The organism is Citrobacter freundii complex sp. 2025EL-00176, assembly GCF_053309355.1.
On record NZ_JBRYHT010000001.1, the window covers coordinates 629783 to 652392 of the forward strand.

Consider the following 22610-nt stretch of genomic DNA (forward strand, 5'->3'; position numbering starts at 1 on the left):
TGCGACATTACCGCGCCAGCCAACCACCATCCACGGCCAGCGTATAACCATGAATATAGTCAGAGGCTGAACTTGCAAGGAAAACGACCGGGCCTTTCAGATCGTCTGGCTTTCCCCAGCGTCCGGCTGGAATACGATCGATAATCTCCTGATTGCGCTCGCTGTCTTCACGTAATTGCTGCGTGTTATTGGTCGCCATATAGCCGGGCGCAATAGCGTTGACATTAATACCTTGTGCAGCCCATTCATTGGCCAGCAGGCGGGTGATACCCAGAACACCGCTTTTAGATGCGGTATAGGAAGGAACGCGGATCCCGCCCTGAAATGAGAGCATTGAGGCAATATTAATTATTTTCCCACCGTTACCCTGCACCACAAACTGGCGCGCCACAGCCTGCGACAGAAAGAACACGGACTTGAGATTCAGGTTCATCACGTCATCCCAGTCTTTTTCGCTGAAGTCCAGCGCATCCTGGCGGCGTATGGTGCCCGCATTATTGACCAGAATATCGACCCGCCCAAATGCCGCCACCGTTCGTGTCACGATACTGGCAAGTGCTTCCTGTTGGCTGAGATCGGCCTGAATCGCCATAAAACGTCGACCGAGCGCGTTAATTTTCTCTGCGGTTTCATGCGGGATTTTACGATTCACGCCGACCACATCACAGCCAGCTTCAGCCAGCGCCAGTGCCATACCTTGTCCAAGGCCGGTATCACAGCCGGTGACGATGGCGACTTTACCTGCGAGACGAAAAGCATCCTGAATCATATTCACCTCAATTATTCATTTTATGCACGTTTTACCATGCGGAAAGAATAGGAGAGGCTGAGCAAAAACACAATAAAAATGAAACGCTGTTTTAAAAATAAAGGAGGAGCGGGCAATGCGAATCATTGCCCGTGAGAGGGTTAGCCGCGCAGATGAACGGCGGTGAGTTCGGTGAGCGAGGACAGTTTTACGTCGGCCAGTACAAAGCGAGGATCGTCCTGATTTTCATGCGCAGGCACCACGATAGAGCGCATGCGAGCCGCTTTCGAGGCGATCATGCCGTTGACTGAATCTTCCAGGGCAACGCAACTCAATGGATCAATGCCCAGTTTCGCTGCGCAATCGAGATACACCTGCGGGTGCGGTTTGCTGTAGGGCAGTTTCTCCGCGGAGGCAAGTGCGTCGAAGCTGTCGCGCAGATCAAACATGGTCAGCACTTTTTCCAGCATATGCAACGGTGATGCGGATGCCAGCCCGACCAGAATTCCCTGCGATTTGCACAACGCCACGGCTTCACGTACGCCAGGCAACAGCGGTCTTGTTTCTTCAACTAACGCAATAGCCCGGGTGATGATACGTTCAGTCACTTCCTGACGTGTGGGGCCATTCCACGGTTGCTGCGCAAACCACAAATCAACCACCATGTCGATGCGTAAGCCAAGGGTATCGGGAAGTTCATGGCGGCGAGTGATATCAACGCCTAAACTTGCCATCACATCCAGTTCGGCCTGATCCCAGAGGGGTTCTGAATCGACCAGTAATCCATCCATATCGAAAATTGCAGCAAGAATTTGACGCGGGGTTGACATCACAACCTCTCCTTTAGGGTGATAAAAGGGATTTCGAGCCAGTCATAACAGGCTCTGAGCGTTCATTATGGCTAATTCTCCATTATACCGCCTTTAAAGATCAGGCGAAAACGGTTATCAACGGGTAAACTTAGGCCAAAATGACACGTCTTTATCAAGGGGAACTCATGACGTATCAACAAGCTGGACGCATTGCCGTCTTGAAAAGGCTGGTGGGATGGGTGATTTTCATTCCCGCGCTGATTTCAACACTGGTTTCTGTACTGAAGTTTATGTATGCGCACAGCGAAAAGCAGGAGGGGATTAATGCGGTGATGCTCGATTTTGCCCATGTAATGATCGACATGATGCGAGTGAACACCCCCTTTCTTAACGTATTTTGGTATAACTCACCGACTCCCGATTTTCAAAGTGGACTCAATCTCGTTTTTTGGCTGATTTTCATCCTGATTTTTATCGGCTTAGCGTTGCAGGATTCAGGTGCAAGAATGAGCCGTCAGGCGCGTTTTTTACGCGAAGGCGTTGAGGATCAACTGATTCTGGAACAGGCCAAAGGTAGTGAAGGGTTATCACGCGCGCAAATTGAGTCACGTATCGTGGTGCCGCACCATACGATCTTTTTACAAATTTTCCCGCTGTATATATTGCCGGTGATCGTTATCGTCATCGGCTACTTCTTCTTCTCATTACTGGGCTTTTTGTAAGCGTTGAAATATCAGGCCTGCCGCGTTGTGTAACGCCAGGCCTGATAAGCGCTTTGCTAAGCCGCCAGTAACCTATCCATCGCTTTCTGCGCCACAACCAGATGCTGCCCTCCGAACAGAATAGCCCGATTCAGCAGCGTATAGAGCTGGTAGACAGGCTGTCTGTCGAGAAAATCCAGGGGTAGCGGCGAGACGGACTGATAACCATCATAAATTTGCGGCGGCTGTTCGGTATGTAACGGCAGCATTGCCAGATCGCACTCTCTGTCTCCCCAGTAGCAGGCAGGGTCGAAAATGTAGGGACCGTTCGGGCCGAGCGCACAGTTCCCCGACCACAAATCACCATGCAGGAGCGACGGCTGTGGCTGATGGGAAGAGAGACGTTGCTGAACATGCTCGACAATGGCGTCAATATTGCCAAACGCAATACCTTTTTCAGCGGCGAGTTCCAGTTGCCAGCCAATACGCTGCTCGGCAAAAAAAGTTGACCAGCGACGTTGCCAGGCATTGGGTTGCGGCGTGGTCGAGAGCGCATTGTCGAAGTCAAGTCCGAACTGCGGCTGATCGCTCCATTCATGCAAATGCGCAAGCTGTTGACCGAGGATAAACGCATTGTGCGCGTCAAGCGGACGGGGAGGGAGGAAGTCCATCACCAGGAAACTGTAATCTCTGTCTGCGCCTACCGCCCAAACTTTCGGTACAGATACGGTTTGGCTACGGGAAAGTAGCTCCAGCTGATCGGCTTCCGCCGTAAAGCCGGTTAACAACTCTCTTTCATCGCATTTGACGAAAAAATCGCGCCCCGCATAGCGTAAATGCCATGCGGCGTGGATCTCTCCGCCGGGCAGTTCATTACGCAGTTCGATTTCGCCTTCACCTAATTGCTCGCTTAAAAGACGACTGATAGCCTGCCACATGATGTCTCTCCCCATGTTGTCTGCCAGATCATAAGGTTAGCGCAAGAATGCGGTTAAAAAACACGAACTGACGCACACCACGGACGCGTCATCGTTGGAAAGGCACTTAATGTTTGCTCTTCTTCTTCATCTCGCACCGTTGTGGAGATGTCCGGTTGCACGTGATTCACTTCTTTGTAATCACGTGATTTTTTATCATAGACGTATAACAACCATGCCGACAGTTTTACGGGAAAATCCCCCTTTCTATTAAAAAGGGGGACGCTGCCATTACTGAGCAAGGTAGGCATATATTTTTTGCGTATCGTCCAAAGCGCACAGACGTGTACCCTGATTCAGGGTTGCTGCGCTACCGGCAGCGACACCGAAACGAACAATATCGTCAAAAGGTGCGTTTTCAGCCAGTTTAAGCGTCATGGCGCCGACCATACTGTCGCCCGCGCCTACGGTACTTTGACTCTTCACCGGGGGAGGAACCACCTGGACGCAAGTTTCGCGATCAACGCCCAGCGCCCCCTGTGGCCCAAGAGAAACAACAACGCGGTGTGCTTTACCCGACTGCACAATTTCCTGCGCGGCTTTACGTACGTCATCGGGTTGCGTGAGTTCGCGGTTCACCAGCGCGCTCAGTTCTTTGAGGTTGGGTTTGACCAGTTCGATATTGCCGATGGCTAACGCCGCCGTTAGCGCCTCGCCTGAGCTATCGACGATGCAGCGAATACCTTGTTTTTGTGCAGAGGTAACGAGTCGGGTCAGCTTCTCAAGCTGTACGCCAGGCGGCAAACTGCCGCTAATCACCAGCAGCGCGCCGGACTCAATTTCCAGCACCTGATCCTGAAGTTGATAGAACTCATCATCGGTCAGCGCAGCCCCGGGCATAACGAAGCGATACTGCTCACCGCTGGACTCAACGTGAACGTGCAGATTTTGGCGGGTCCAGTCTTTGGCTTCGACCGTAGAGACGGGAACATTTTCGTCGGCGAGCAATGCTACAAGATGTTCTCCCGTGGCCCCACCCGCGGGAAAAATAGCCGTCGCAGTACCGCCAAGATGAGCAATTGCACGAGCGACATTGATGCCACCACCACCGGGTTCAAAAACCGGCGAGGTACAGCGAAGTTTACCTTCTGGGTAGATTTGCGGAGTGATTGTTGCGCTATCGAGAGAGGGCGCAAGTGTTAACGTATAGATACGTACCATCTTTACCTCCTGTTAGGCTGCCTTCAGTCTGGCACTTAACCCCCCGAAAGTGAAGTAATTAACAACATGATTTTTCATATCTTTATTTAAAATTATCTGGGTAAAGTTATATAAATAAAATAACGATTTAAGAACGCTCTTATTCAAAAAATGAAATAAGAATTTATTGCTATGTTATTCGAGTCTTTTTATAATTTGTTACCTTTCAAGGGTCTTTTGTCATTGATCCATATGAAAGTTTCCGAGACCGTTATGGTCTCTTTTTTTGTTGTACGGACTCTTAATAAATGAAGCTTTTGAAGACAGTGCCCGCAGCATTCATGCTGATGGGAGGCCTGCTTGCGTCAATGCATGCTGCCGCCGATGATTCCGTTTTTACTGTCATGGATGACCCTTCCAGCGCGAAAAAACCCTTTGAAGGTAACCTGAACGCGGGATATCTCGCCCAGTCAGGCAACACAAAAAGTTCTTCTTTAACTGCAGACACCAACATGACCTGGTACGGTCAGGCCACGGCGTGGTCTCTGTGGGGAAATGCCAGCAATACCTCCTCAAATGATGAGCGTTCATCAGAGAAGTATGCCGTAGGGGGCCGTAGTCGTTACAACATGACCGACTATGACTATCTCTTTGGGCAGGCAAGCTGGTTGACCGACCGTTACAACGGTTATCGCGAGCGTGACGTACTGACCGCAGGTTACGGTCGTCAGTTCCTCAATGGACCGGTGCACAGCTTCCGTTTTGAATTCGGTCCTGGTGTTCGTTATGACGAGCACACTGATGGCACCACCGAAACGCAGCCGTTGGGCTATGCGTCCGGGGCGTATGCGTGGCAGATGACGGACAACACCAAGTTTACTCAGGGTGTATCGGTATTTGGTGCTGACGATACGACACTTAACTCTGAAACGGCTTTGAACGTTGCCATCAACGAACACTTCGGGTTAAAGGTAGCTTACAACGTGACCTGGAACTCTGAACCGCCGGCAACTGCGCCGGAGCATACCGATCGTCGAACGACTGTTTCGCTCGGTTATCGTATGTAATGACAAGCCGGGTCAAATAATTGGCCCGGTTTTCCCAATTAAAGTTAAGTTTATTTAATATTTAATCTACGTTTTATTTTTACCACGCATCAATACGCGCTATTTTTCAGATGAATTCGATTTAATAGATAAATAAACGGAACCGCACGGCAGTTGCCAATAATTTAACCCCAGATCATGGCGGCCCAACGCAGCATCAGCATTGCCGCACAAATAACAAGCAGAATCACCACCATTTTCCAGTGTTTCTTCGCAAAGCGATTTGTTGGCATAGTTCCTTCCTGCTCATATTTGATGACTTTCGGCAAGTGTAACAAAGACGTCAGGGTGTCAGTGAATTGATTTACATCATAGAGTACGCGTTGATTGCTGCTTTGATCGGCCCGTAACACCGTGTACACTGTCAACGGTGTTATCAAAAAGCGGGTGTAGGTCCAGCGTAGCTACCAAGGCAACCAGTGACATATTTCGCAGAGTGAAGCGGGAATCAGCCCACACCTTTTTGATAATTTTAAATATTGAATCTTTGTATGTGATCTTACGTGTGGGTCACCACTGCAAATAAGGATATAACATGCCTGTTATTACTCTTCCTGATGGCAGCCAACGCCATTACGACCACGCTGTAAGCCCCATGGATGTTGCGCTGGACATCGGTCCAGGTCTGGCGAAAGCCACTATTGCTGGCCGTGTTAACGGTGAGCTGGTAGATGCTTCCGATCTGATTGAACATGATGCGAAGCTCTCCATCATCACCGCGAAGGATGAAGAAGGTCTGGAGATCATTCGTCACTCCTGTGCGCACCTGTTAGGGCACGCGATCAAACAACTGTGGCCGCACACCAAAATGGCGATCGGACCGGTTGTTGACAACGGTTTTTACTACGATATCGATCTTGACCGTACGTTAACCCAGGAAGACGTCGACGCGCTCGAGAAGCGGATGCACGAGCTCGCTGAGAAAAACTACGATGTCATTAAGAAGAAAGTCAGCTGGTACGAAGCGCGTGAAACCTTCGTGAAGCGTGGCGAGACCTATAAAGTTTCTATTCTTGATGAGAACATTGCCCATGATGACAAGCCCGGCTTGTACCATCATGAAGAATATGTCGATATGTGCCGTGGCCCGCACGTGCCAAACATGCGTTTCTGTCATCACTTCAAGCTGATGAAGAGCGCAGGGGCATACTGGCGTGGCGACAGCAATAATAAGATGCTGCAGCGTATTTATGGTACTGCATGGGCAGATAAAAAAGCCCTCAACGCCTACCTGCAACGTCTGGAAGAAGCCGCCAAACGCGATCACCGTAAAATCGGTAAACAGCTTGACCTGTATCATATGCAGGAAGAAGCGCCGGGTATGGTGTTCTGGCACAATGATGGCTGGACTATCTTCCGTGAGCTGGAGGTCTTCGTTCGTTCGAAACTGAAAGAATACCAGTATCAGGAAGTTAAAGGTCCGTTCATGATGGACCGCGTGCTGTGGGAAAAAACAGGTCACTGGGATAACTACAAAGATGCGATGTTCACGACTTCTTCAGAGAACCGTGAATACTGCATTAAGCCCATGAACTGCCCGGGCCACGTACAGATCTTTAATCAGGGTCTGAAATCTTATCGCGATCTGCCGCTGCGTATGGCTGAGTTTGGTAGCTGCCACCGTAATGAGCCGTCAGGCGCGCTGCACGGTCTGATGCGTGTTCGTGGCTTCACTCAGGATGATGCGCATATCTTCTGTACTGAAGAACAGATTCGTGATGAAGTTAACGCTTGCATTCGTATGGTCTACGATATGTACAGCACCTTTGGCTTCGAGAAGATCGTTGTCAAACTGTCCACTCGCCCCGAAAAACGTATCGGTAGCGATGAAATGTGGGACCGTGCTGAAGCTGACCTGGCCGTTGCGTTGGAAGAAAACAACATCCCGTTTGAGTTCCAACTGGGTGAGGGCGCATTCTACGGTCCGAAAATTGAATTTACCCTGTATGACTGCCTCGATCGTGCATGGCAGTGCGGTACTGTACAGCTGGACTTCTCTCTGCCGTCCCGTTTAAGCGCCTCTTATGTTGGCGAAAACAACGAGCGTCAGGTGCCGGTTATGATTCACCGCGCAATTCTTGGGTCGATGGAACGTTTCATCGGTATCCTGACCGAAGAGTTCGCTGGCTTCTTCCCGACCTGGCTTGCGCCGGTTCAGGTTGTGGTCATGAACATTACCGATTCTCAGTCTGAATACGTTAACGAATTAACGCAGAAACTACAAAATGCGGGCATTCGTGTAAAAGCAGACTTGAGAAATGAGAAGATAGGCTTTAAAATCCGCGAGCACACTTTACGTCGTGTCCCTTACATGTTGGTCTGTGGCGACAAAGAGGTTGAAGCAGGCAAAGTTGCCGTGCGCACCCGTCGTGGCAAAGACTTGGGCAGCCTGGACGTAAATGAAGTGATTGAGAAGCTGCAACAAGAGATTCGCAGCCGCAGTCTTCAACAACTGGAGGAATAAGGTATTAAAGGCGGAAAACGAGTTCAAACGGCACGTCCGAATCGTATCAATGGCGAGATTCGCGCCCTGGAAGTTCGCTTAACAGGTCTGGAAGGCGAAGCTTTGGGTATTGTGAGTCTGAGAGAAGCAATCGAAAAAGCTGAAGAAGCTGGAGTAGATTTAGTTGAAATCAGCCCTAACGCCGAACCGCCAGTTTGTCGTATTATGGACTACGGCAAGTTCCTTTATGAAAAGAGTAAGTCTTCTAAGGAACAGAAGAAAAAGCAAAAAGTTATCCAGGTTAAGGAAATTAAATTCCGTCCTGGCACCGACGATGGCGATTACCAGGTAAAACTCCGCAGCCTGGTACGCTTTCTGGAAGATGGCGATAAGGCTAAGATCACGCTGCGTTTTCGCGGTCGTGAGATGGCCCACCAACAGATCGGTATGGAAGTGCTTAACCGCGTCCGTGACGATCTGAGTGAACTGGCAGTAGTCGAATCCTTCCCTACGAAGATCGAAGGCCGTCAGATGATCATGGTGCTCGCTCCTAAGAAGAAACAGTAAGGCCTTCAAGTAGCAATGTCTGTGGAGCCTGCGGGTTCCACAGCCGTTGTTCGCCTACGTTTCGTTTATTAACAATGCGAAGTGGAAGTTATTAAAATGCCAAAAATTAAGACCGTACGCGGTGCTGCTAAGCGCTTCAAAAAAACCGGTGGTGGTGGATTTAAGCGTAAGCACGCAAACCTGCGTCATATTCTGACCAAAAAATCTACTAAGCGTAAACGTCACCTGCGTCCAAAAGGCCTGGTTTCTAAAGGCGATCTGGGTCTGGTTATCGCGTGCCTGCCGTACGCATAAGCCGTTAACGTTTAATTAATTTTTTACTAAGAATATAGAGACAGGAGAGCACATATGGCTCGCGTAAAACGTGGTGTAGTTGCCCGTGCACGTCACAAGAAAATTTTGAAACAAGCTAAAGGCTACTACGGTGCGCGTTCTCGCGTATACCGCGTTGCCTTCCAGGCTGTTATCAAAGCTGGTCAGTACGCTTATCGTGACCGTCGTCAGAAAAAGCGTCAGTTCCGTCAACTGTGGATTGCGCGTATCAACGCAGCAGCACGTCAGAACGGTATTTCTTACAGCAAATTCATCAACGGCCTGAAAAAAGCCTCTGTTGAAATCGACCGTAAGATCCTGGCTGACATCGCAGTATTCGACAAAGTAGCGTTCACCGCTCTGGTCGAAAAAGCGAAAGCAGCTCTGGCATAAGCCGGTGAAAAGAGGGAGCCTGGCTCCCTCTCTTTTATTGTAGCGCAATCAATTGGTTGACAATTTATCCATAAGCCTTTTCAATAAAGGTTGTCCGGTTTTTACCACACAAGGTAACGCAAGCATGAATGCTGCTATTTTCCGCTTCTTCTTTTACTTTAGCACCTGAATCCAGGAGGCTTGCGCGTGAAAGAAGAAACGGAAAACAGCGCCTAAAAGCCTCCCTGGTGGAGGCTTTTTTTATACGCGTCATCCTTCAAGTTGTCTCAGTGTTGGCTGCATTCGCTCACCCCAGTCACGTACTGATGTACGCTCCTGAGGATGAGCTCTTTTGCCGCCTTGATACAACTTGAATGATTTTGCGTATAGACGAGCGACTAGTGAATATCGCCACATAACGAGGAAAACCATGTCACATCTCGCAGAGCTGGTTGCCAGTGCAACGGCCGCCATTAACCAGGCTTCAGATGTTGCCGCGTTAGACAATGTCCGCGTCGAATATTTGGGCAAGAAAGGGCACTTGACCCTTCAGATGACAACCCTGCGCGAGCTGCCGCCAGAAGAGCGTCCGGCAGCAGGTGCGGTGATAAACGAAGCCAAAGAGCAGGTACAGCAAGCGCTGAACGCACGTAAAGCCGAATTAGAAAGCGCTGCGCTGAATGCCCGTCTGGCTGAAGAAACGATCGATATCTCTCTGCCGGGACGTCGTATCGAAAACGGCGGTCTGCATCCGGTAACACGTACTATCGATCGTATTGAAAGCTTCTTCGGTGAGCTGGGCTTTACCGTGGCGACCGGTCCGGAAATCGAAGATGACTATCATAACTTCGACGCCCTGAATATTCCTGGCCATCACCCGGCGCGTGCCGACCACGACACTTTCTGGTTTGACGCGACCCGTCTGCTGCGTACGCAGACTTCCGGCGTGCAGATCCGCACCATGAAAGAAAAACAGCCACCGATCCGTATCATCGCCCCTGGCCGCGTATACCGTAACGACTACGATCAGACGCACACCCCGATGTTCCATCAGATGGAAGGGCTGATTGTTGATACCAACATTAACTTCACCAACCTGAAAGGCACGCTGCACGATTTCCTGCGCAACTTCTTTGAAGAAGACCTGCAGGTTCGCTTCCGTCCTTCTTACTTCCCGTTCACCGAACCTTCTGCGGAAGTTGATGTGATGGGCAAAAACGGCAAATGGCTGGAAGTGCTGGGCTGCGGGATGGTTCACCCGAACGTGCTGCGCAACGTGGGTATCGATCCGGAGATCTACTCCGGCTTTGCATTCGGTATGGGTATGGAGCGTCTGACCATGCTGCGTTACGGCGTGACCGATCTGCGTTCTTTCTTCGAAAACGATCTGCGTTTCCTCAAACAGTTTAAATAAAGGCAGGATAAAACAATGAAATTCAGTGAACTGTGGTTACGCGAATGGGTAAACCCGGCGATTGATAGCGATGCGCTGTCAAACCAAATCACGATGGCGGGTCTGGAAGTTGACGGTGTGGAACCTGTTTCGGGCGCGTTCAACGGCGTTGTGGTTGGTGAAGTGGTTGAGTGCGGTCAGCACCCGAACGCTGACAAACTGCGCGTCACCAAAGTGAATGTAGGCGGCGACCGCCTGTTAGATATCGTCTGTGGCGCGCCGAACTGCCGTCAGGGCCTGAAAGTGGCTGTGGCAACCGTGGGCGCCGTACTGCCGGGCGACTTTAAAATTAAAGCGGCGAAACTGCGCGGTGAACCGTCTGAAGGCATGCTGTGCTCGTTCTCCGAGCTGGGCATTTCCGACGATCATAACGGTATTATCGAACTGCCTGCCGATGCGCCAATTGGCACCGATATCCGCGAATACCTGAAGCTTGACGATAACACCATCGAAATCAGCGTTACGCCTAACCGTGCAGACTGCCTGGGTATCATCGGTGTGGCTCGTGATGTTGCTGTACTGAACCAGGCTCCGCTGGTTGAGCCACAAATCGCGCCTGTAGCCGCAACCATTAGCGATGTCCTGCCGATTCAGGTCGAAGCAGTGGAAGCCTGCCCACGCTATCTGGGCCGTGTGGTGAAAGGCATCAATGTTAAAGCGCCAACTCCGCTGTGGATGAAAGAGAAGCTGCGTCGCTGCGGCATCCGCTCTATCGATGCTGTGGTTGACGTGACGAACTATGTGTTGCTCGAACTGGGTCAGCCGATGCACGCGTTCGACAAAGATCGTATCGACGGTGGCATTGTTGTCCGTATGGCAAAAGAGGGTGAAACCCTGGTTCTGCTGGACGGCAGCGAAGCGAAACTGAATGCGGATACGCTGGTGATTGCGGACCATAACAAAGCGCTGGCCATGGGCGGCATCTTTGGTGGTGAACACTCCGGCGTGAATGACGAAACGCAAAACGTCCTGCTGGAATGCGCGTTCTTCAGCCCGCTGTCTATTACCGGTCGCGCACGTCGTCATGGCCTGCACACCGATGCTTCCCATCGCTATGAACGTGGTGTCGATCCGGCGCTGCAACATAAAGCCATGGAACGTGCTACGCGCCTGCTGATTGATATCTGCGGCGGTGAAGCGGGTCCGATTATTGACGTAACCAACGAAGCCACGCTGCCAAAACGCGCGACCATTACGCTTCGCCGCAGCAAACTGGATCGTCTGATCGGACACCATATTGCTGATGAGCAGGTGAGCGATATTCTGCGTCGTCTGGGTTGTGACGTCACGGAAGGTCAGGATGAGTGGAAAGCGGTAGCGCCGAGCTGGCGTTTCGATATGGAAATCGAAGAAGACCTGGTCGAAGAAGTTGCCCGTGTATACGGTTATGACAATATCCCGAATACGCCAATTCAGGCAGGTCTGATCATGGGTGAGCATCGTGAAGCGGATTTATCGCTGAAACGTGTAAAAACCATGCTGAATGACAAAGGCTACCAGGAAGTGATCACCTATAGCTTTGTCGACCCGAAAATTCAGGCGTTGCTGCATCCGGGTGAAGAATCGCTGCTGCTGCCAAGCCCAATTTCTATTGATATGTCGGCAATGCGCTTGTCACTGTGGACCGGTTTGCTGTCAACGGTGGTGTATAACCAGAACCGTCAGCAGAACCGCGTGCGTATTTTTGAAACGGGTTTACGTTTCGTACCGGATACGCAGGCCAACCTCGGGATCCGTCAGGATCTGATGCTGGCAGGCGTGATCTGCGGTAACCGTCATGATGAACACTGGAATCTGGCAAAAGAGACCGTTGATTTCTATGATTTGAAAGGCGATCTGGAAGCGGTTCTCGACCTGACCGGCAAACTGGCGGACATTCAGTTCAAAGCTGAAGCGAATCCAGCACTGCATCCGGGTCAGTCTGCGGCGATTTATCTGAAAGGTGAACGTATTGGTTTCATTGGGGTTGTTCATCCTGAGCTGGAACGTAAACTGGATCTGAATGGTCGCACTCTGGTGTTTGAACTGGAGTGGAACAAGCTCGCAGACCGCGTGGTGCCTCAGGCGCGTGAAGTTTCTCGCTTCCCAGCGAACCGTCGCGACATCGCAGTCGTTGTGGCAGAAAACGTTCCCGCTGCGGATATTTTATCCGAGTGTAAGAAAGTTGGCGTAAATCAGGTAGTTGGCGTAAACTTATTTGACGTGTACCGCGGTAAGGGTGTTGCGGAGGGCTATAAGAGCCTCGCTATCAGCCTGATCCTTCAGGATACCAGCCGTACACTTGAAGAAGAGGAGATTGCCGCTACCGTCGCCAAATGTGTAGAGGCATTAAAAGAGCGATTCCAGGCATCATTGAGGGATTGAACCTATGGCGCTTACAAAAGCTGAAATGTCAGAATATCTGTTTGATAAGCTTGGGCTTAGCAAGCGGGATGCCAAAGAACTGGTCGAGCTGTTTTTCGAAGAGATCCGTCGTGCTCTGGAAAATGGTGAGCAGGTAAAACTCTCTGGTTTTGGTAACTTCGATCTGCGTGATAAGAATCAACGTCCGGGCCGTAACCCGAAAACGGGCGAAGATATTCCCATTACAGCACGGCGCGTGGTGACCTTCAGACCCGGACAGAAGTTAAAAAGCCGGGTTGAAAACGCAACGCCCAAAGAAGAGTGATTTAACGATTCGTTAAGCCACTTGCGCTGCTAAGCGCAAAGCATAACGTATATATACCCTAAATAATTCGAGTTGCAGGAAGGCGGCGACGCAGCGAATCTCCAGGAGCGTACATAAGTACGTGACTGGGGTGAGCGAGTAAAGCCAACGCACATGCAGCTTGAAGTATGACGGGTATAACTAAAAAGGCCGCTCTGCGGCCTTTTTCCTTTTCACTACCGAAACTGCACCGTAGAATCACCCCCATCTCTTTTCAGCAGAATGGAAAACATGCTGACTTTCGCCCATCAACAGCAGCGACGAAACGTGCGCTGGATACTGTCACTGTCAGTGCTGATGTTACTGGCAACGATTTTAAGCTTGTGCGCAGGAGAACAGTGGATCGCACCCGGTGACTGGTTCAGCGCCCGCGGCGATCTGTTCGTCTGGCAAATCCGATTTCCTCGAACCCTCGCCGTTTTGCTGGTAGGCGCTGCGTTGGCCTTATCCGGTGCGGTAATGCAGGCCCTCTTTGAAAATCCTCTCGCGGAACCGGGTCTACTGGGCGTGTCTAACGGCGCAGGCGTAGGACTCATCGCTGCGGTGCTGCTCGGCCAGGGACAGCTTCCCGGCTGGGCGTTGGGCTTATGCGCCATCGCCGGGGCGCTGATTATAACTCTCATTCTGTTACGCTTTGCCCGTCGGCATTTGTCTACCAGTCGCTTGCTGCTGGCGGGAGTGGCGCTGGGCATTATCTGTAGCGCGCTGATGACGTGGGCCATCTACTTTTCCACCTCTTTTGACTTACGACAGCTGATGTACTGGATGATGGGGGGCTTTGGCGGCGTAGACTGGCATCAGGCGTGGCTGATGGTGGCCTTGATCCCTGTACTGATATGGATCTGCTGTCAGTCTCAGCCGATGAATATGCTGGCGCTGGGGGAAACGTCTGCGCGCCAACTGGGGTTACCATTATGGTTCTGGCGCAATCTGCTGGTGGTGGCCACGGGATGGATGGTCGGCGTAAGCGTGGCTCTGGCGGGCGCGATTGGTTTCATTGGATTGGTTATCCCACACATTTTGCGGTTGTGTGGTTTAACCGATCACCGTGTTCTCCTGCCTGGCTGCGCGTTAGCTGGCGCAATCGCGTTATTGTTTGCCGATGTTGTCGCGCGTTTGGTGCTGGCTTCGGCTGAACTGCCCATCGGCGTGGTGACGGCTACCATGGGAGCCCCGGTATTTATCTGGCTATTGTTGAAAGCCGCGCGCTAGAAAGCGTTGGTTCGGTCTATGATTAAAAACTGAAAATCAACCTGTTGTTCTGGAGATGCTATGCAAGACACTATCCTCAATACAGAAGTGACGACCATTGACGGCGAGGCGACTACGCTGCAACCGTATTCCGGCAATGTACTGTTAATCGTCAACGTTGCTTCAAAATGTGGACTGACGCCGCAATACGAACAACTGGAGAACCTGCAGAAAGCCTGGCATCAACAGGGCTTCAATGTGCTTGGTTTTCCCTGCAATCAGTTTCTGGGCCAGGAACCGGGCAGCGAAGACGAAATAAAAACGTACTGCAGTATGACCTGGGGCGTTACTTTCCCAATGTTCAGCAAGATTGACGTCAACGGCGAGGGGCGTCATCCGCTGTATCAGAAGCTGATTGATGCCGCGCCAACGGCTGTTGCGCCAGAAGACAGTGGATTCTATGAACGTATGGCCAGTAAAGGCCGGGCGCCGCTCTATCCGGACGATATTCTGTGGAACTTTGAAAAGTTTTTAGTGGGTCGGGATGGGCAAGTACTGCAACGATTCTCTCCGGATATGACGCCTGAGGATCCGATCCTGGTGCAAAGCATCAAGCAGGCGCTGGCAAACTAATGTCTCGATTGATGCAGCTACAGGATGTAGCGGAATCGACCCGCCTCGGCCCGCTTTCTGGTGAAATCAAAGCAGGGGAAATCCTGCATTTGGTGGGACCTAACGGTGCGGGGAAAAGTACGCTGTTGGCGCGTATGGCGGGTTTGACGACCGGGGAGGGCAGTATCACCTTTGGCGACATGGCGCTTGAAGAGTGGCCGGCAGCAAAGCTGGCGCAATATCGTGCTTATCTTGCGCAACAGCAAAATCCGCCTTTTGCCATGCCAGTCTGGCATTTTCTGACGCTGCATCAACCCGACAAAACGCGTGCCGATCTGTTACAGGAGGTCGCCGATGCGCTTGGTCTGGGGGATAAGCTGGGGCGTGGCGTGAATCAACTCTCCGGCGGTGAGTGGCAGCGTGTACGCCTCGCTGCCGTTATTTTGCAGATTTGCCCGCAAGCTAATCCATTCGGTCAGCTTTTACTGTTGGATGAGCCGATGAACAGCCTGGACGTCGCGCAACAAAACGCCCTGGACAGGTTGTTGGGCCAGCTGTGTTTGCAGGGAATAGCAATTGTGATGAGCAGCCATGACCTCAATCATACTTTGCGCCATGCGCATAAGGCCTGGTTGCTCAAACGTGGAAAGCTGCTGGCCAGTGGCTCACGTGATACGGTCCTGACGCCAGCTAATCTCTCTGCGGCTTACGGCGTCAACTTCCGTCGTTTGGATATCGAAGGCCACAGAATGCTCATATCAACCACTTAAGTTAAATGGGTTCTTGAAAATCCTGTAATTTCCACGCTAAATTGGCATAAAAATTAAATCCAGAGGATTTGTCCGGAATGCGCTTTTGGCTCCTTTTCATCACAGCATTGTTTTTGGCGGGCTGCAGCAGCCATCGTGCTCCTGCGCCAAATGCCCATTTGTCGGATTCTATCGCCGTTATTGCTGGTCTTAATGACCAGCTACAAACCTGGCATGGTACACCTTATCGTTATGGTGGTATGAGCCGTAGCGGGGTGGATTGCTCAGGGTTTGTTTTGATGACGATGCGAGACAAATTCGATCTACAGCTCCCGCGCGACACGCGCACGCAATCAAAGATTGGTACCGAAATCGATAAAGATGATTTGCTGCCAGGCGATCTGGTTTTCTTTAAAACCGGATCCGGAGAAAGTGGTCTGCATGTCGGAATTTATGACACCAATAATCAATTTATTCATGCCTCAACCAGCCGCGGAGTGATGCGCTCGTCACTGGATAATGTCTACTGGCGTAAAAACTTTTGGCAGGCTCGACGTATTTAATCCTCACAACTGACGAGGCTGCCAACGACTGCGCAGCCTCGCCCCCAGCGTTTGCACGTTAACTTTTATATCTGTCTTATGCAGAACAATAATCCTGCGCGTTAAGAGAGTATCTTACTAAAAATATGATTTATGCCGAGATATTAAAAAGTGCAAAGCTGGATATTCGCTTATAATCAGGATAAGCTAAAAAAAAGGATTCGATTTACTGGCTATAAAGGGAAAAATGAAAGAGCCTCTACTTGCATCAGCAGTAACGTATTTCTCCATCCTTTGCTACAGGATGCCGGATAACACCTATGCAGAGGGGCTGGCACGATGATTGTTTCACTGGATAATCTTTATCAATCGGAATTCTCTTTTCTTCCGGCGAGAAGTGAAAAAGGCGATCTTGAGTTCGTAGATATCATCACCAGCTTTGCCAGCCTGCATGGGGATGTGCGTATACCAACCGAGCTGGTCTTACCCCGGATGTCGGACGATGAGCAATGCCGTTTATTTGCAGAAAAACTAGAATTAATCGAAACGTGCCAACATTTTTTTATTCAGCGCAGAGTCTCTGCCTGGATTAATTTAACCCCGGCAATTGCTAATACTTTATTATCAGACGCTGAATATGCTTCACAAATTGAACGATTTTCATTTCTGGAACTGACTATTAATGAAAGCTATCCAGAGTTAAACAAAGGTAAAGACAATCCAACGCTGGCTGCGCTTGCGGCAAGATTTCCATTAGTTTTGCAAAACTATGGCGCCGGCGGCATATCAACGCGGGCAATTTTTGATGGCTTAGTCAAACGCGTGGTGTTGGATAAAAACTTTGTTCAACAAAGGATTGCACATATTTCATTTGAACCATTTATGCGCGCTATCCAGGCACAAATATCACCCTGTTGTGAGTCAATCATCATTAGCGGTATTGATACGCAAGATATGTTGGCGCGAGTACTTCCCCTCGGTTTCAGCGCCATGCAGGGAGGACTGTGGCCTGCGGTACCGCCCGCGCAGATAATTTCGTTGTCCAGGATATAACCCTTTTATTTGCTGGTGTTTAACAGGCTATTAACAGTCTACACTAGAGACAGGAGGCCTTATGACCCTGTCTTTTACCACCCGCTGGCGTGATGAATTACCAGCAACCTATACAGCACTCTCGCCTACGCCCCTGAAAAACGCGCATCTTATCTGGTATAACGATGCTCTGGCTGAGCAATTGGCTATTCCTGCGGCGCTGTTTACTATTCCAGATGGTTCAGGCGTTTGGGGAGGCGAATCCTTGCTTCCCGGGATGTCGCCTTTAGCGCAAGTTTATAGCGGACATCAGTTCGGCGTCTGGGCAGGACAGCTTGGCGACGGACGCGGGATCCTGCTGGGCGAACAACAGCTTGCTGATGGCTCGACGCTTGACTGGCACCTGAAAGGCGCCGGACTGACGCCTTATTCCCGCATGGGGGATGGTCGCGCCGTGCTGCGTTCAACCATTCGTGAAAGCCTGGCCAGCGAGGCGATGCACTACCTGGGAATACCCACCACGCGGGCATTGTCGATTGTCGCTAGCGACACCCCGGTATATCGCGAAACGGTAGAAGCAGGGGCGATGCTCATTCGCGTGGCGCAAAGCCATATGCGCTTTGGTCATTTTGAACACTTTTACTATCGTCGCGAGCCGGAGAAAGTACGCCAACTGGCAGACTTCGCGATTCGTCATTACTGGCCGCACTGGCAGGAAGAAGCCGATAAATATCAGCTGTGGTTTAGCGATATTGTCACGCGTACCGCAAACTTAATCGCCGACTGGCAGGCGGTAGGGTTTGCGCATGGCGTTATGAATACGGACAACATGTCGATTCTGGGGCTGACGATGGATTACGGTCCGTATGGTTTTCTTGATGACTACGTGCCAGATTTTATCTGTAACCACTCCGATCATCAGGGACGATACAGTTTCGATAATCAACCGGCCGCCGCGCTGTGGAACCTGCAACGTCTGGCACAAACCCTGTCGCCATTTATCCCGGTCGAGGCACTCAATGATGCGCTGGACAATTACCAGCTGGCGCTGTTAACGCGTTACGGTCAACGGATGCGGCAAAAGCTCGGCTTCTTTAGCGAGCAAAAAAACGATAACGAGCTGCTGAGTGAACTGTTTAGCCTGATGGCACGAGAAAGAAGCGACTATACGCGAACGTTCCGCATGCTCAGCCTGACGGAACAACACAGTGGGCTATCTCCGCTACGCGATGAGTTTGTGGACCGTGCGGCGTTTGACGACTGGTTCACGCGGTATCGCTCGCGCCTGGAACAAGACAGCGTTGCTGACGAGGTCAGACAAACGCAGATGAAAGCGGCAAACCCGACGATGGTTTTACGCAACTGGCTGGCGCAACGGGCGATTAGTCAGGCGGAGCAGGGAGATTACGCCGAGCTACATCGGCTGCACCAGGCGTTGCGTACCCCGTTTGTGGATCGCGATGATGACTATGTCAGTCGGCCGCCTGACTGGGGCAAACGGCTGGAAGTGAGCTGTTCAAGCTAAGGTGCCAGAAACACCTGGGGGGACGCGTTGGCCGGATGATAGCCAACGTGAACCTCAGCACCGTACCAGCGCATCAGATCATCGGTCCGTAACACGCTCTCCGGCGTCCCTTGCGACACCAGCCTGCCATTATGCAATAACACTATTCTGTCAGCCCACAAGGCGGCGAGATTCAAATCGTGAAGCACAATACATACATGCAGCTCTCCTGAAGCGACAAGCGTCTTCAGTAACCGCAGCAGATGCTGCTGGTGGTAAAGATCCAGCGCAGAGGTGGGTTCATCAAGAAATAACCAGCCGCGAGGCGCTCCATCGCACCAGAGTTGCGCCAGGGCACGGGCTAACTGCACGCGCTGTTGCTCGCCGCCGGAAAGCGCGGCGTATTGCCGGCCTGCCAACGGTGTGCATCCGGTCATCTCCATCACCTGTGCGATAAGGCGAGGTTCCGAACGCGGGGTCCAGGGCGCGCGTCCCATCGCGATAACGGCCTCCACCGGCCAGTCAAATCCCAGTTGCGTTTGCTGACGCATCACCGCCCGATGGCGCGACAGCGTCTGCGTATGCCACTCATCCAGCGCTTTGCCTGCCAGCACGCAGCGCCCCGCAATCGGTTTGAGAAAACCGGTCAGCAGGCGCAGCAGGGTAGACTTCCCCGCACCGTTGGGGCCGATGAGCGCCACCAGTTCACCTTTTGCGAGGGCAAGCGATACGTCATCAATCACTGACCTGCCTGCCACACGATAGTGAAGTCCTTCAGCAACGAAATGTTCAGCCATGCGATCCTCGCTGACGAAAAATAAGCCATAAAAACCACGGGGCGCCGAGCAGACTGGTTAACAGACCGACCGGCATTTCCGCAGGCGCAACTGAAGTGCGGGCCAGCGTATCGGCAATCAGTAATAAGAACGCGCCTGCCAGCACGGAACCGGGGATAACGGCCCGATGGTCTGCGCCGAGCCACATCCGCATTAAATGCGGGATAACCAGCCCGATGAAGCCAATTACGCCGCTTACTGCTACCGCTGCGGCTACCAGCAAGGCGCTGCAAAGCAGCAAAATACGCTGGATTGTACGCACATTCACGCCAAGATAATGCGCCTCTTCCTCGCCCAGTTGCAGCAGGTTCAGGGCCGGAGCCAGACGCGAGATGATCAGCACCGTCGGGATAACCAGCGAAGTAACCGCCAGCAGCGTGGACCATTGCGCAGCGCCCAGACTTCCCATCCCCCACAGCGACAGCTGGCGCAGTTGCGCATCATTACTGACCCACGACAGAACGCCAACAGCCGCCCCGCAGAGCGCGTTGATCGCAATACCGACCAGCAGCAGCCGCGAGAGTGAACCGTCGCGCTGTTGGCTGAGGATAAAAATCACCACGGTAGCCGCCAGCGCGCCGACAAATGCAGCCAACATTGGCGCATACAGCATCAGCAACGCTGGCAAAGAGACAGGCAGTACCACCCACAGGGCGACGGCGCAGGCCGCACCGCTGCTAATTCCGAGTAATCCCGGGTCGGCAAGCGGGTTGCGAAACAGTCCCTGCATCACACAGCCGGATAGCGCCAGAGCGCCGCCGATTACCAGGGCCAGCAGGACGCGGGGGAGACGAATAGTGAGCCAGATTTGACGCAGCGTTTCATTGTCATCACGCCAGAGCAGACTTACCGGCAGGCGCAACGCGCCAAAACCGGTAGCCAAAATTGTCATTACGACCAGCATTAGCGCCATGGCCCACAAAGAACAGGTGATTCGTCGGGACATCAGGGCAATTGCTCTGCTTTCGCGCGAAGCTGCAAAATGGCCTGCGGCGTACGGATACTGAAGCCAAGCAGTGCCATATCATCAACCTGCAATACCTGTTTATTCCGTCCTGCAGGTGTTTGCGCCAGCCCCGGCAGCGCCCACAGGCTCGTCTCGCCACCCATTGCCTTAACACCTTCCCGGGAAATCACCACCAGGTCAGGCTGGCTGGCAATCACACCTTCTTGTGAAAGAGGTTGATAACGTTTAACCCCCTGCATCGCGTTGCGCAAACCGGCGGCGCGAATAGCCGCATCGGCTCCGGTTTGCTGGCCTGCGGCCATGGCGGTCATCCCACCATGATTAAGAATAAACAGGACGCGTTTGTTAAGTTCAGATGACGGGAGGACCGCCAGCTCCTGACGTAAGGTTGCCCGTAACGTTTTGCCTTCTGCCTCCCGGTGAGTCGCCTCGGCAATGACGCGAATTTTTTCATCAATCGCGTTAAGGTCGTTGTTTGCCGGGATCGTAACAACCCTGACGTTGCTCTGCTCGACCTGTTTTAGCGCCAGAGAAGGCTGCGCCTGTGCGCTGGCAAGGACCAGCGAAGGGCGGGTGGCAAGGATCCCTTCGGCGTTAAGCTGGCGTAAATAGCCGACGTCAGGTAGTGCGTTTGTGGCTTCAGGCCACTGGCTGGTGCTGTCTCGCGCCACCAGCGTTGACTGCGCCCCCAGCGCGTACACAATTTCGGTGACGTCGCCCCCCAGAGCAACGATCCTTTCTTCGGGGGCCGCCAGCGCTGCGATGGGCAGCAGCGCAATCAGGAGCAGCAGTTTGTTCATGCGGCCAGCCCTTTCGGCGTCAGTGCGTCAATTTGCGCACGCCATTGCGTTTGCTCCGGTTCGCCTTCCGTACGTTGACCATACAGTTGGGCAATCTGTGTGCCGTCGGCCGCAAACAGTTCCAGGCTGGTGACGTGCCCATCGGCGGTTGGTTTGCGTGTAACCCACGTTTCAGCCACGCTCTCTTCCAGCAGATGCAGGGTGAAGGTCGGATTAAATATATTCAGCCAGCCTTTCATCGGCACCAGTTTTTCGATCACGCCGGTAAAGATCTGTACACAGCCGCGATTACCCACAAAAACCATAATTTCATTGCCATCCTGACGTGCGGTATCGAGTAACTGCGCCAGTGCGCCATTGGTCACTTTACAGGCCAGATCGTCGCCCACCAGATTAAACGCCTGTTGGCGAGTGAGATCGTGGCGTTTCAGCAGACCGAAGAACTGGTGTACATCGGTCATGGCTCGCCACTCTTGATCCACGGTGTGTGCATCAACGGTGACGGCGGCAGGCGCTGGGTTTTTAGCGGATTGCAGCGCCAGTGCCGGGTTTTCAGTGAAGATGAAACGGGTCAGTAACGCAGCCCATGCCTCAACGAGGGTATTTTGTGTGGCATAGACTTTCAGCAATGCATCCCCCTGATGGTCGAAAAACTGAATGCTCTGACGCTCGCCGTGAGCGGTAGTTTCTCTGATATGAAAGGCGCTTGCCCACTGATTCAGGAACAAACGCAGATCGAGGGCGCGCGGATTAAGTACCAGTCCGGCATGACCGTTGAGGTGCTGGTTAGTAAAAGCACCTACTTGCTCATGTACTGCATACTCGTTGCGGCAAATACATTTGGTTTCGCCTACGGCTTCCAGCGCGCCGAGGATCTCGCGGACTTCGCCACGTAAGCGCCAGGCGTCATGACCGACGCGCGCGAAGGTCAGTTCTGCCTCGCTTATGTGCATCATAGCCGCGATGTCACGTGCATATTTGCCAGGATTTTCTTTTTTCAGTTCCAGCCAGCGTGTGTGGTGATTCATTGTCTCTTCCT

General features: G+C 52.1%; 25 protein-coding genes and 1 other annotated feature. Of the genes, 16 read left to right on the plus strand and 9 right to left on the minus strand.

The window, feature by feature from the left end; all coding sequences use genetic code 11:
- Positions 1-7 precede the first annotated feature (7 nt).
- Both kduD and hxpB read right to left on the minus strand, forming a co-directional pair.
- The gene (gene kduD / locus ACVXHP_RS03110) at positions 8-769 is read right to left on the minus strand and encodes a 2-dehydro-3-deoxy-D-gluconate 5-dehydrogenase KduD (protein ID WP_447570825.1); all 762 of its coding nucleotides are present in this window, start codon (positions 767-769) and stop codon (positions 8-10) included.
- A gap of 140 nt (positions 770-909) precedes the next feature.
- Positions 910-1578 carry a hexitol phosphatase HxpB gene (gene hxpB / locus ACVXHP_RS03115; protein ID WP_200006641.1) on the minus strand — a complete coding sequence of 223 codons (669 nt, stop codon included), beginning with the start codon at positions 1576-1578 and terminating at the stop codon, positions 910-912.
- Between the two features lie 167 nt (positions 1579-1745).
- Here hxpB and ACVXHP_RS03120 point away from each other — a divergent pair, with 167 nt between their 5' ends.
- Positions 1746-2282, plus strand: coding sequence for a YniB family protein (locus ACVXHP_RS03120; RefSeq protein ID WP_200006640.1), 537 nt, complete (start codon positions 1746-1748; stop codon positions 2280-2282).
- 56 nt (positions 2283-2338) lie between these two features.
- On the opposite strand, the gene ACVXHP_RS03125 is transcribed toward ACVXHP_RS03120, so the two are convergent.
- Together ACVXHP_RS03125 and pfkB are read right to left on the minus strand one after the other, a co-directional pair.
- The gene (locus tag ACVXHP_RS03125; RefSeq protein ID WP_069324267.1) at positions 2339-3199 is read right to left on the minus strand and encodes a fructosamine kinase family protein; all 861 of its coding nucleotides are present in this window, start codon (positions 3197-3199) and stop codon (positions 2339-2341) included.
- A gap of 270 nt (positions 3200-3469) precedes the next feature.
- Positions 3470-4399, minus strand: coding sequence for a 6-phosphofructokinase II (gene pfkB, locus ACVXHP_RS03130; protein ID WP_200006639.1), 930 nt, complete (start codon positions 4397-4399; stop codon positions 3470-3472).
- 287 nt (positions 4400-4686) lie between these two features.
- Between pfkB and ACVXHP_RS03135 the strand changes: the two genes are divergently transcribed.
- Positions 4687-5445 carry a DUF481 domain-containing protein gene (locus tag ACVXHP_RS03135; RefSeq protein WP_079224479.1) on the plus strand — a complete coding sequence of 253 codons (759 nt, stop codon included), beginning with the start codon at positions 4687-4689 and terminating at the stop codon, positions 5443-5445.
- A gap of 164 nt (positions 5446-5609) precedes the next feature.
- Here the strand turns inward: ACVXHP_RS03135 and yniD are convergent, their stop codons facing one another.
- Entirely contained in the window at positions 5610-5717 is a 108-nt protein-coding gene (gene yniD / locus ACVXHP_RS03140; protein ID WP_003030590.1) for a small membrane protein YniD, read from the minus strand.
- A gap of 302 nt (positions 5718-6019) precedes the next feature.
- On the opposite strand from yniD, the gene thrS reads away from it, so the two are divergent.
- The 14 genes from thrS (at position 6020) to selO (ending at position 18989) form a co-directional block, all read left to right on the plus strand.
- Positions 6020-7948, plus strand: a complete 1929-nt coding sequence (gene thrS / locus ACVXHP_RS03145) for a threonine--tRNA ligase (protein ID WP_447570826.1) — start codon at positions 6020-6022, stop codon at positions 7946-7948.
- Between the two features lie 3 nt (positions 7949-7951).
- Complete coding sequence (gene infC / locus ACVXHP_RS03150; protein ID WP_048997935.1) at positions 7952-8494, plus strand: translation initiation factor IF-3; 543 nt, start codon at positions 7952-7954, stop codon at positions 8492-8494.
- Between the two features lie 96 nt (positions 8495-8590).
- Positions 8591-8788, plus strand: coding sequence for a 50S ribosomal protein L35 (gene rpmI, locus ACVXHP_RS03155; protein ID WP_003030583.1), 198 nt, complete (start codon positions 8591-8593; stop codon positions 8786-8788).
- A gap of 54 nt (positions 8789-8842) precedes the next feature.
- On the plus strand, positions 8843-9199 hold the full coding sequence (gene rplT / locus ACVXHP_RS03160; RefSeq protein ID WP_003030578.1) for a 50S ribosomal protein L20: 357 nt from the start codon (positions 8843-8845) through the stop codon (positions 9197-9199).
- A gap of 119 nt (positions 9200-9318) precedes the next feature.
- Positions 9319-9443, plus strand: a sequence feature (Phe leader region).
- Positions 9324-9368 (plus strand): pheST operon leader peptide PheM, encoded by a 45-nt coding sequence (pheM, locus tag ACVXHP_RS03165; protein WP_001386830.1) that lies wholly within the window; start codon positions 9324-9326, stop codon positions 9366-9368. It overlaps the preceding feature by 45 nt.
- Positions 9444-9608: 165 nt before the next feature.
- Entirely contained in the window at positions 9609-10592 is a 984-nt protein-coding gene (pheS, locus tag ACVXHP_RS03170; protein ID WP_003832580.1) for a phenylalanine--tRNA ligase subunit alpha, read from the plus strand.
- A 15-nt stretch (positions 10593-10607) separates the two neighbouring features.
- Positions 10608-12995 (plus strand): phenylalanine--tRNA ligase subunit beta, encoded by a 2388-nt coding sequence (pheT, locus tag ACVXHP_RS03175; protein ID WP_447570827.1) that lies wholly within the window; start codon positions 10608-10610, stop codon positions 12993-12995.
- Positions 12996-12999: 4 nt separating this feature from the next.
- On the plus strand, positions 13000-13299 hold the full coding sequence (ihfA, locus tag ACVXHP_RS03180; protein ID WP_003030571.1) for an integration host factor subunit alpha: 300 nt from the start codon (positions 13000-13002) through the stop codon (positions 13297-13299).
- 270 nt (positions 13300-13569) lie between these two features.
- Positions 13570-14550 carry a vitamin B12 ABC transporter permease BtuC gene (gene btuC, locus ACVXHP_RS03185; protein ID WP_042308812.1) on the plus strand — a complete coding sequence of 327 codons (981 nt, stop codon included), beginning with the start codon at positions 13570-13572 and terminating at the stop codon, positions 14548-14550.
- 60 nt (positions 14551-14610) lie between these two features.
- Positions 14611-15162, plus strand: coding sequence for a glutathione peroxidase (locus tag ACVXHP_RS03190; protein ID WP_316130602.1), 552 nt, complete (start codon positions 14611-14613; stop codon positions 15160-15162).
- Positions 15162-15911, plus strand: a complete 750-nt coding sequence (gene btuD, locus ACVXHP_RS03195; RefSeq protein WP_304698171.1) for a vitamin B12 ABC transporter ATP-binding protein BtuD — start codon at positions 15162-15164, stop codon at positions 15909-15911. The genes ACVXHP_RS03190 and btuD overlap by 1 nt, the downstream gene beginning before the upstream one ends.
- 77 nt (positions 15912-15988) lie before the next feature.
- Positions 15989-16453 carry an NlpC/P60 family protein gene (locus ACVXHP_RS03200; protein ID WP_200006635.1) on the plus strand — a complete coding sequence of 155 codons (465 nt, stop codon included), beginning with the start codon at positions 15989-15991 and terminating at the stop codon, positions 16451-16453.
- A 318-nt stretch (positions 16454-16771) separates the two neighbouring features.
- The gene (locus tag ACVXHP_RS03205; RefSeq protein ID WP_447570828.1) at positions 16772-17485 is read left to right on the plus strand and encodes an EAL domain-containing protein; all 714 of its coding nucleotides are present in this window, start codon (positions 16772-16774) and stop codon (positions 17483-17485) included.
- Positions 17486-17546: 61 nt separating this feature from the next.
- Entirely contained in the window at positions 17547-18989 is a 1443-nt protein-coding gene (selO, locus tag ACVXHP_RS03210) for a protein adenylyltransferase SelO (RefSeq protein ID WP_447570829.1), read from the plus strand.
- Here the strand turns inward: selO and ACVXHP_RS03215 are convergent.
- The 4 genes from ACVXHP_RS03215 to ACVXHP_RS03230 are packed head-to-tail and all read right to left on the minus strand — an operon-like array spanning position 18986 to position 22599.
- Complete coding sequence (locus tag ACVXHP_RS03215) at positions 18986-19765, minus strand: heme ABC transporter ATP-binding protein (protein WP_447570830.1); 780 nt, start codon at positions 19763-19765, stop codon at positions 18986-18988. The two genes, selO and ACVXHP_RS03215, sit on opposite strands and share 4 nt — an antisense overlap.
- Positions 19758-20750, minus strand: a complete 993-nt coding sequence (locus tag ACVXHP_RS03220; RefSeq protein WP_447570831.1) for a FecCD family ABC transporter permease — start codon at positions 20748-20750, stop codon at positions 19758-19760. Before ACVXHP_RS03220 ends, ACVXHP_RS03215 begins: the two co-directional genes overlap by 8 nt.
- Positions 20750-21571: a heme/hemin ABC transporter substrate-binding protein gene (locus tag ACVXHP_RS03225; protein ID WP_447570832.1), complete on the minus strand. Its 822-nt coding sequence runs from the start codon at positions 21569-21571 to the stop codon at positions 20750-20752. Before ACVXHP_RS03225 ends, ACVXHP_RS03220 begins: the two co-directional genes overlap by 1 nt.
- Positions 21568-22599 (minus strand): hemin-degrading factor, encoded by a 1032-nt coding sequence (locus tag ACVXHP_RS03230; RefSeq protein ID WP_304698183.1) that lies wholly within the window; start codon positions 22597-22599, stop codon positions 21568-21570. Before ACVXHP_RS03230 ends, ACVXHP_RS03225 begins: the two co-directional genes overlap by 4 nt.
- Between the last annotated feature and the right edge of the window lie 11 nt (positions 22600-22610).

Coding starts and splice junctions, on each gene's coding strand:
- ihfA (WP_003030571.1), top strand. CDS start 13,000: ATGGCGCTTACAAAAGCTGAAATGTCAGAATATCTGTTTGATAAGCTT.
- pheT (WP_447570827.1), top strand. CDS start 10,608: ATGAAATTCAGTGAACTGTGGTTACGCGAATGGGTAAACCCGGCGATT.
- kduD (WP_447570825.1), bottom strand. CDS start 769: ATGATTCAGGATGCTTTTCGTCTCGCAGGTAAAGTCGCCATCGTCACC.
- thrS (WP_447570826.1), top strand. CDS start 6,020: ATGCCTGTTATTACTCTTCCTGATGGCAGCCAACGCCATTACGACCAC.
- ACVXHP_RS03230 (WP_304698183.1), bottom strand. CDS start 22,599: ATGAATCACCACACACGCTGGCTGGAACTGAAAAAAGAAAATCCTGGC.
- yniD (WP_003030590.1), bottom strand. CDS start 5,717: ATGCCAACAAATCGCTTTGCGAAGAAACACTGGAAAATGGTGGTGATT.
- btuD (WP_304698171.1), top strand. CDS start 15,162: ATGTCTCGATTGATGCAGCTACAGGATGTAGCGGAATCGACCCGCCTC.
- pfkB (WP_200006639.1), bottom strand. CDS start 4,399: ATGGTACGTATCTATACGTTAACACTTGCGCCCTCTCTCGATAGCGCA.
- pheS (WP_003832580.1), top strand. CDS start 9,609: ATGTCACATCTCGCAGAGCTGGTTGCCAGTGCAACGGCCGCCATTAAC.
- ACVXHP_RS03220 (WP_447570831.1), bottom strand. CDS start 20,750: ATGTCCCGACGAATCACCTGTTCTTTGTGGGCCATGGCGCTAATGCTG.
- ACVXHP_RS03120 (WP_200006640.1), top strand. CDS start 1,746: ATGACGTATCAACAAGCTGGACGCATTGCCGTCTTGAAAAGGCTGGTG.
- ACVXHP_RS03205 (WP_447570828.1), top strand. CDS start 16,772: ATGATTGTTTCACTGGATAATCTTTATCAATCGGAATTCTCTTTTCTT.
- ACVXHP_RS03125 (WP_069324267.1), bottom strand. CDS start 3,199: ATGTGGCAGGCTATCAGTCGTCTTTTAAGCGAGCAATTAGGTGAAGGC.
- btuC (WP_042308812.1), top strand. CDS start 13,570: ATGCTGACTTTCGCCCATCAACAGCAGCGACGAAACGTGCGCTGGATA.
- ACVXHP_RS03215 (WP_447570830.1), bottom strand. CDS start 19,765: ATGGCTGAACATTTCGTTGCTGAAGGACTTCACTATCGTGTGGCAGGC.
- ACVXHP_RS03200 (WP_200006635.1), top strand. CDS start 15,989: ATGCGCTTTTGGCTCCTTTTCATCACAGCATTGTTTTTGGCGGGCTGC.
- ACVXHP_RS03190 (WP_316130602.1), top strand. CDS start 14,611: ATGCAAGACACTATCCTCAATACAGAAGTGACGACCATTGACGGCGAG.
- rplT (WP_003030578.1), top strand. CDS start 8,843: ATGGCTCGCGTAAAACGTGGTGTAGTTGCCCGTGCACGTCACAAGAAA.
- selO (WP_447570829.1), top strand. CDS start 17,547: ATGACCCTGTCTTTTACCACCCGCTGGCGTGATGAATTACCAGCAACC.
- ACVXHP_RS03225 (WP_447570832.1), bottom strand. CDS start 21,571: ATGAACAAACTGCTGCTCCTGATTGCGCTGCTGCCCATCGCAGCGCTG.
- ACVXHP_RS03135 (WP_079224479.1), top strand. CDS start 4,687: ATGAAGCTTTTGAAGACAGTGCCCGCAGCATTCATGCTGATGGGAGGC.
- hxpB (WP_200006641.1), bottom strand. CDS start 1,578: ATGTCAACCCCGCGTCAAATTCTTGCTGCAATTTTCGATATGGATGGA.
- rpmI (WP_003030583.1), top strand. CDS start 8,591: ATGCCAAAAATTAAGACCGTACGCGGTGCTGCTAAGCGCTTCAAAAAA.